The following is a 7,278-nucleotide window of genomic DNA, read 5'->3' on the forward strand; positions in this document are numbered from 1 at the left end:
GCCCTCCCCCGTGCCCCACCACCGCGTGCAGCACCGGCGCCACCGCGAGCCCGTACACCAGGACCATCAGTCCCAGGCACGCCAGGTCACGTCGGTCTCGGGGGTCCCACACGGTGGTGTGTTCTCGAAAAGGGCGGCGTCCTGGACAACGGGGGATGGATGCCTGCCTCCCTAGCCGTCCGCCTCCGGACACGCAAGATCGCCCGCCCCGCTCGCTGTCCGACACTGTCCAGGCCGTCCCGTCCCCTTGCCGCGTGGACCTCTTGACGCATTGCATTGGAATCCGCTGCAGCCGCAGACTTCCCGTCATAGACTCCTGACGTGCGTTCTGAATCCGCCGTGCTCCGTTCGCTTCCTGCCTTCACCATCCCCGCGCCGCCGCCCGCGCGCGCCGAGCGCCTGCGCGCGTTGGGCGCCGAGGCCTTTGATCTGCTCGTCATTGGCGGCGGTGTCACCGGCGCGGGCGCGGCCCGGGACGCGGCGCTGCGCGGCCTGAAGGTCGCCCTGGTGGAGCGGGAGGACTTCGCCAGCGGGACGTCCAGCCGCTCGTCGCGCCTCATCCATGGCGGCCTGCGCTACCTGGAGCACGGTCACCTGGGGCTCGTCTTCGAATCCAGCATCGAGCGGCGGCGCCTGCTGCACCTGGCGCCCCACCTGGTGCGCCCGCTGGCGTTCGTGTGGCCCGTGTACGCGGGCGCGCGGGTGCCCCGGTGGAAGCTCAACGCGGGCCTCATGCTGTACGACGCCCTGTCGCTGTTCCGGAACGTGAAGGCGTATCAGCGGCTGTCCCTCAAGCAGGTGCTGGAGGCGGAGCCGGGGATCCGCGCGGAAGGGCTCAAGGGCGGCGCGCGCTACTACGACGCGGCCACCGACGATGCGCGCCTGACGCTCGCCAATGCGCTGGGCGCGAGCGAGGCCGGCGCGGTGGTGCTCAACCATGCCTCGGTGCGGCGGCTGGTGATGGAGGAGGGCAAGGCGACGGGCGCGGTGGTCGTGGATCACCTCACGGGCACGGAGCACACCGTGCGCGCCCGCGCGGTCGTCAACGCCACCGGACCCTGGAGTGATGAGATCCGCCAGCTCGATTCAGGGACGACCCGCACCGGGCCCGCGGTGCGAGGCAGCAAGGGCGTGCACATCGCCGTGCCCCGTTCGCGCCTGGGCATCCAGGACGCGCTCACGCTGCTGTCCCCGGTGGACGGCCGCGTGATGTTCATCCTGCCCGCGGATGCGTTCACGCTCATCGGCACCACGGAGACGGCCACCCGCGCCCACCCGGCCGAGGTGCGCGCGAGCGAGTCGGACGTGGCCTACCTGCTGGCCTCCGCCAACGCGTTCTTCCCCGAGGCGCACCTCACCCGCGAGGACCTGGTCAGTGCCTGGGCGGGCATCCGGCCCCTGGCGGCGAGCGGCTACCACGGCAACACCGACGCGGGCAGCGCCAGCCGCGAGCACGCCATCGACGTGAGCCCGTCCGGGGTGCTCGCCATCAGCGGTGGCAAGCTCACCACCTTCCGGGTCATGGCCCGCGACGTGGTCAACGCGGTGGAGCGCCACCTCACCCTGCCCCACCGCAAGTCCACCACCGATGCCCGGCCCCTTCCGGGCGGAGACATCGCGAAGCTGTCCGCGGAGTTCGCGGCGGCGCGTGAAGAGGTGGGCGACGCGGCCACCGCCGAGCACCTGGTGCGCGCGTATGGCAGCCGCTGGCGCGCGGTGTGGGCGCTCACGCGCGAGACGCCGGAGCTGGCCGAGCCGCTCGTGGACGGCCTGCCGTACCGCCGCGCCGAGGCCGCGTGGGGCGTGACCCACGAGATGGTCCAGACGCTGTCCGACCTGCTCATCCGCCGCCTCAAGGTCGCGTTCGAGACGCGGGACCAGGGTCGCTCCGCGGCGGTCCGCGCCGCCTCCGTGATGGCGCCGCTCCTGGGATGGGATGCGGCGGAGACGGAGCGCCAGCTCGCGGCCTACGGCGTGGATGCCCAGCGCATCTTCGGCGTGGACCCCTCGGACGCCTGACGCCGCTCAGGGCTTTGTTGCCGAATGTCGCGGTGTGCGGTGGACGCCTGACTCCCTGACGGGGTGGCGGGCCGGGCCTCAACGCGGCACGCCGTGCTCGCGCGCGGCGGACGTTGAAGGGAGCGACAGGTGCTCGCTTCCAGAGCGTTGGCCTCCTCACGTTGTTCGGCACCGCGTGCCCGTCGTGCGCATGACAGCCGCCCGAGCAGTCGTCCTTCGTCCATGCTTAAATTGTTTTCGGGAACGGGAAGCTGGGCGGCCCCGTTCTTCCCCGCTGCCTTTTCGAAAGACGGCGGGTCACGGCGCGGTACCTCCCGCTGTCCGGGCACGAAGGAGATGCACCCCATGAAGCGTTGGCTTTGGCTTGGGCTCGGGCTGTCCGGTCTGGTGGCTTGCGGCGGTGATCCCGACCCCATCGATGTCGTCCTTCCCCAGGCGTGTCCCGGCACCACCGACCAGTCCCTGCCCGGCACCGCGTCCTCCGCGCTGAGCGCGCAGGAGCCCGCGGACGGAGTGCTCATCACCTTCAAGCCCAGGGTCGCCGCCAACGCGCTGGCCGCCACCGCGGACTTCGCGGCGGCCGTGGAGCGCGAGGGCGGCACGGTGAAGCGCCGCTTCCCGGGCCTCCACATGGTCTCCGCCCGGCTGTCGCCCGACGCCCTGGCGAAGCTGAAGCAGAACCCGGACGTGCTCTTCGTGGAGCCCAACCGCCGCGTGCGCGCGTCAGGTCTGCCGACGCCGCCGCCCGTGGTGTCGTGGCAGGGCGCGTTCAGCACGCAGGGCTCCGTGGGCGAGTACACCGAAGGCCTCAAGCTGGTGCAGGCGCCGCAGGTGTGGGACGCCAACAACGACGGCATCCTCGACCCCGGTGCTCCCACGGGCGAGGGCGTCAAGGTGTGCGTCATCGACAGCGGCTGGGACAGCAAACACCCGGAGCTGAAGGCGGCCTTCGTGGGCGGCAAGGACTTCGTCGACCGTGACGACGACCCCACCGACCAGAGCGAGGCGCAGGGCATCGTGACGGTGGGCGGCGGCCACGGCACGCACGTGGCGGCGACCATCCTGGCCCAGTTCGGCGCGGGTTCGGGGGGACGCGTGACGCCCGGGCAGGATCCGAACGGCGTGGTGGGCGTGGCGCCGGGCGCGTCGCTGCTCGTCGCCCGCGTGCTGGACGTGAAGGGCGGCGGCAGCACCGACGACGTCATCGAAGCCGTGCAGTGGTGCCAGTCGCAGGGGGCGCGGATCGCCTCGCTGTCGCTGGGCGCGGATGGCTCTTCCGAGAGCGAGCAGATCGCGTTCGAGCGGGTGTGGAACAACGGCAACGGCCTGCTGTCCATCGCGGCCAGCGGCAACGACGGCACGAACGGCGTCGCCTATCCGGCCGGGTACCTGCCGTCGGTGATGGCGGTGGGCGCGGTGAACGCGCAGGGCGAGTACGCGGAGTTCTCGCAGTTCGGTCCGCAGCTCTCCCTGGTGGCTCCGGGCGTGAACGTGCTGAGCGCCACCGTGCTGGGTGCCGCATCGCTGTCGTCGTTGGAGGCGGGGCCGGCGCCCATCACGTCGTCGCCGCTGTCGTTCACCGCGCAGGGCAGCTACACGGGCCGGCTGGTCAACTGCGGCCTGGGCACGGACCGGGCCTCCTGCGGCGAGTCCGCCACCTGCGACGGCTTCGTCGCGTACGTGGACCGTGGCGACATCTTCTTCGAGGAGAAGGCGCGCAACGTCATCGAGGCGGGGGCTCGCGCCATCATCATCGGCAACAACGTGCCCGAGGACGGCGACGGCGCCTTCACGCTGGGCTCCGCTTCCACGCACTGGGTGCCCACGGTGTCGGTGTCGCTGGTGTCCGGCGCGGCCATCAAGAAGCTCGAGGGCCAGGATGTGACGGTGAACATCACCGGCGTGGACTACCAGCGCGAGTCGGGGACCTCCATGGCCACCCCGCACGTGTCGGGCGTGGCCGCGCTGGTGTTCAGCGCCCGGCCGGACCTGTCCGCCGCGCACGTCCGAGCGGTGCTGGAGAAGACGGCCCTGGACGACACGGAGACGCCGGGCGTGGATGACAAGTACGGCCACGGCATCGTGCAGGCGGCCAAGGCCGTGGAGCTGGCGCGCACGCTGCCCGAGGGTGGCGGGCCGCTCCCGCTGCCGTAACACCCGCGCGCTTCGGGCTTCCCCAACGCCCCCGGGCCCTTCAGTGGGACCGGGGGCGTTCTTGCGTTCCCGGGCGTGGTGGCAGCACAGGCAGGCGGACGGGCCCTGGGTTGGCGGGACGGTGGCTTCCAACCCCTGAGCGCGCACCTTCCCAGATGGGAGGAGATCCGCGCATGAGGCGAGACACCTGGATGGGGCTGGGGATCGCGGGCGTGGCCTGCCTGCTGATGTGCGCGGGGACGGCGGTGACGTCACCGACGGGGGGAGCTTCAGGTGACCGGGTGACAGAGCGGCCGCGAGTCCTGCTGGCCCAGGCTCCAACGGGGTCCACCGTGCCGTCCCAGGACTCCGCGCAGCCGAACGCCGGCTTGCCTTCCTCCGCGCAGGAGCCGGCGACAGGGGGCTCGGGGGCTCAGCAGGCGCCCGCCACCGGGACGGCTCCGGGCTCGACGGACACCGCTGCTCCCAACAACACCGCCGCCAACCCGGGCATGAGCCCCACGGAGCAGAACACCGGGGGCTCGGGCACCACCGGCGCCGGGGCGAACCCGAACACCGGGGGCTCGGGCACCCCAGAGGAGCCGAACGCGTTGGAAGGAGGCCCCTCCGCGGATCCCAATCCGGAGGCCCGCAGCCAGGGCTCCAATCAGAATCAGGGTAACACCAGCAACCGGGGTACGGATGCGAACACGGGCACCGGTGGCACGGGCAACAGTGGCTCGGGGGCTCCGGCGGTGCCGCCTGCTCCCGCGGCGCAGCAGGGCATCGCCGTGGTGGACGCCATCTACAGGGGCGTCGTGACGTCGGTGTCTTCCAAGGAGGTCGTCATCGTGGACGCGGGCACGCGACTGCCGCTGGAGATTGGCACCGGCACGCGCATCCTTCGCGATGGCAAGGCCATCCGCGTGAATCAGCTCAAGGAGGGCGAAAAGGTGCGCGCCGTGGTCAACATCGTGGGCAAGAGCCACACGCGGGAGATCGCCGTGCTGTCCAAGGCAGAGGCCCGTCGCGCCGCCGGCCTGCACTGACCCCCTCATCCACCCCGGAGCTCGCGTGCCCTCGCGGCCGTCAGTCGCGGAAGGCGGTGCGCGTCTCGGGGACGGAGGTTTTCACCATGACGGTCTACGACCGATACCGCAGTCTGCTGCACAAGCTGGCCCTCGTCCGCGCTCGCGCTCCGGGCGGTGATTCACCCGAAGTGGATGCGCTGCTCGACACGATGGATGAGGTCTGGGACGCCATGTCCGAAGGCGAGCGCGCCGCGATGGAGCGCGAGCGCGAACGGCTGAACCCCGCTCCCGGTCCGGACGAACACTCCGTGCCTGCGTGAGCGCCGCCCGCGCTACTTGCGCACGGTGCTCATGGGCGCGCCCAGAGGGGGGGACGGAGGCCGCTGCTGGCGCTGGCGCTGACTCCACACCGCGCGCGTGTAGTCCACGACCGACGCCAGCGACAGCAGGGAGACGAGCGCCACGAGCGGGCGCACCAGCGGCGGGTAGAGCAGCACGCACAGCAGCACCGCCAGCTGCAGCGTGGTGACGAGCTTGCCCAGCATCCGCGCCTTGAGCTCGACGGCCCGCATGTCCGGCCGCAGCCTCGCGACGATGAAGCCGATGGCCGTGCCGATGTCCCGCAGCAGGAGCAGCGTCAACTCCACCGGACCGATGAGCCCGTCGAGCAGGCACACGATGAAGGCCGTCACCATGAAGCCCCGGTCCGCTACGGGGTCGATGAGGGCCCCCCACCGAGTGGCCAGCCCCCGGTGCCGGGCAATCCACCCGTCCAGGAAGTCCGTCGCCGCGGCCAGCACCACGAGGAAGGCCCGCATGTGCGAATCCGACACCGCGATGAACACCGCGGCGAGCGGAAGGCGCGACAGGGACAGTGCATTGAGCAGCACGAGGCTTGCCCGACGTTGCATGGCTCCCAAAAGGTAGTGCTCGGCCCCTGGAGCGCACCTGTCCTGGGTGGCGAGCGTCCGGCGAAGAACGCCCCTGGCGTTCTTGGGAAACCCACACCCACCCGGGACCCGTTGGACGCACTCCGGTGTCCCACCCGGGTGGTCCGGGTATCGTCCCGGTCCCTGCCGCCAGGAGTCCCGCCCTGTGAATGTGAACCACCCCCCGCGCCGTCGGGTGATGGGCGTCCTGCTCGCGTGGGTCACCACCGCGCTGCCGCTCCTGAGCTGCGAGGCGAATGGCGAAGCGGCCAGGCGGGCGGCGGCCGTGCCCCACGCCGTGACCGTGGAGGAACGGACGCGCTACCCGTGGCTGTCCGCCACCGTGAAGGTGCGCTCGCTGGAGGAGACCTTCGCGCCGCCGGAGGGCTACACGCGGGTGACCCTGGACGCGGGCTCCTTCGGTGCGTGGCTGCGCGGCCTGCCCCTGCGCCCCGACGGCACGCCCGTGCGCGACTTCGCGGGGGGCACGGTGCTGGCCGCCACCGATGCGCGGCTCGCGGCGGTGGGCGAGCTGGACGTGGGCTCCGCCAACCTCCAGCAATGCGCGGACTCCATCCTCCGGTTGCACGCCGAGTGGCGCTGGGCCTCCGGCCATCCGGACCGCATCGCCTACCGCTTCACCAGCGGGCACGTGGCGTCGTGGCCCCGGTACGCGGCGGGAGACCGGGCCCGCGTCTCCGGTTCGAAGGTGACGTGGGTGCCGGGCAGCGCGGCGGCGGATGACTCGCGCAGGGCCTTCCGCAACTACCTGGACCTGCTCTTCACCTACGCGGGCACCCTGTCCATCCAGGCCGAAGGCGCGCGTCCCACCCGTGCGCAACTGGGCCCCGGGGACTTCTTCGTCCTGGGCGGCAGCCCCGGCCACACCGTGCTCGTGCTGGACGTGGCCGCCAACGCGAAGGGCGAGCGCGTGGCGTTGATGGGCCAGGGCTTCACGCCCGCGCAGGACTTCCACGTGCTCGCGGGTCGGGACGGGCCGTGGTTCTCGCTGGAAGGGGACGCCGTGGCGACGCCCTTCTGGGTGCCGTTCCCGATGACGTCGCTGCGCCGGCTGCCGTCACCCTGAGGTGACCCTGGGCGCACCGGGCGCCCTCCTGGTGCGTCCCAGCTGTCTCTGATACACATCTCCGAGCACACGAGACCGG

At 71.9% G+C, this 7,278-nt stretch carries 6 protein-coding genes; 5 read left to right on the forward strand and 1 reads right to left on the reverse strand.

The annotated features are described in order from the left end of the window. Positions 1-321 precede the first annotated feature (321 nt). The 4 genes from glpD to D7Y13_RS35215 all read left to right on the forward strand — a co-directional run bounded on the left by glpD (position 322) and on the right by D7Y13_RS35215 (position 5,503). The gene (gene glpD / locus D7Y13_RS35200) at positions 322-2,019 is read left to right on the forward strand and encodes a glycerol-3-phosphate dehydrogenase (protein ID WP_120534201.1); all 1,698 of its coding nucleotides are present in this window, start codon (positions 322-324) and stop codon (positions 2,017-2,019) included. Between the two features lie 345 nt (positions 2,020-2,364). Then, a complete protein-coding gene (locus D7Y13_RS35205; RefSeq protein WP_120585800.1) occupies positions 2,365-4,173 on the forward strand; it encodes a S8 family serine peptidase in 1,809 nt (602 codons plus the stop codon). 173 nt (positions 4,174-4,346) lie between these two features. Continuing rightward, positions 4,347-5,201, forward strand: coding sequence for a hypothetical protein (locus D7Y13_RS35210; RefSeq protein ID WP_147444528.1), 855 nt, complete (start codon positions 4,347-4,349; stop codon positions 5,199-5,201). An 86-nt stretch (positions 5,202-5,287) separates the two neighbouring features. Next, a complete protein-coding gene (locus D7Y13_RS35215) occupies positions 5,288-5,503 on the forward strand; it encodes a hypothetical protein (RefSeq protein WP_199732963.1) in 216 nt (71 codons plus the stop codon). A gap of 12 nt (positions 5,504-5,515) precedes the next feature. Here the strand turns inward: D7Y13_RS35215 and D7Y13_RS35220 are convergent, their stop codons facing one another. Beyond that, entirely contained in the window at positions 5,516-6,094 is a 579-nt protein-coding gene (locus D7Y13_RS35220; protein ID WP_120534197.1) for a CDP-alcohol phosphatidyltransferase family protein, read from the reverse strand. Between the two features lie 190 nt (positions 6,095-6,284). Here D7Y13_RS35220 and D7Y13_RS35225 point away from each other — a divergent pair, with 190 nt between their 5' ends. Further along, a complete protein-coding gene (locus tag D7Y13_RS35225; protein ID WP_233595965.1) occupies positions 6,285-7,199 on the forward strand; it encodes a DUF4846 domain-containing protein in 915 nt (304 codons plus the stop codon). The last annotated feature ends 79 nt before the right edge of the window (positions 7,200-7,278 follow it).

The organism is Corallococcus praedator, assembly GCF_003612125.1.
Classification (GTDB): domain Bacteria; phylum Myxococcota; class Myxococcia; order Myxococcales; family Myxococcaceae; genus Corallococcus; species Corallococcus praedator.

Coding starts and splice junctions, on each gene's coding strand:
- D7Y13_RS35205 (WP_120585800.1), top strand. CDS start 2,365: ATGAAGCGTTGGCTTTGGCTTGGGCTCGGGCTGTCCGGTCTGGTGGCT.
- D7Y13_RS35210 (WP_147444528.1), top strand. CDS start 4,347: ATGAGGCGAGACACCTGGATGGGGCTGGGGATCGCGGGCGTGGCCTGC.
- D7Y13_RS35215 (WP_199732963.1), top strand. CDS start 5,288: ATGACGGTCTACGACCGATACCGCAGTCTGCTGCACAAGCTGGCCCTC.
- D7Y13_RS35220 (WP_120534197.1), bottom strand. CDS start 6,094: ATGCAACGTCGGGCAAGCCTCGTGCTGCTCAATGCACTGTCCCTGTCG.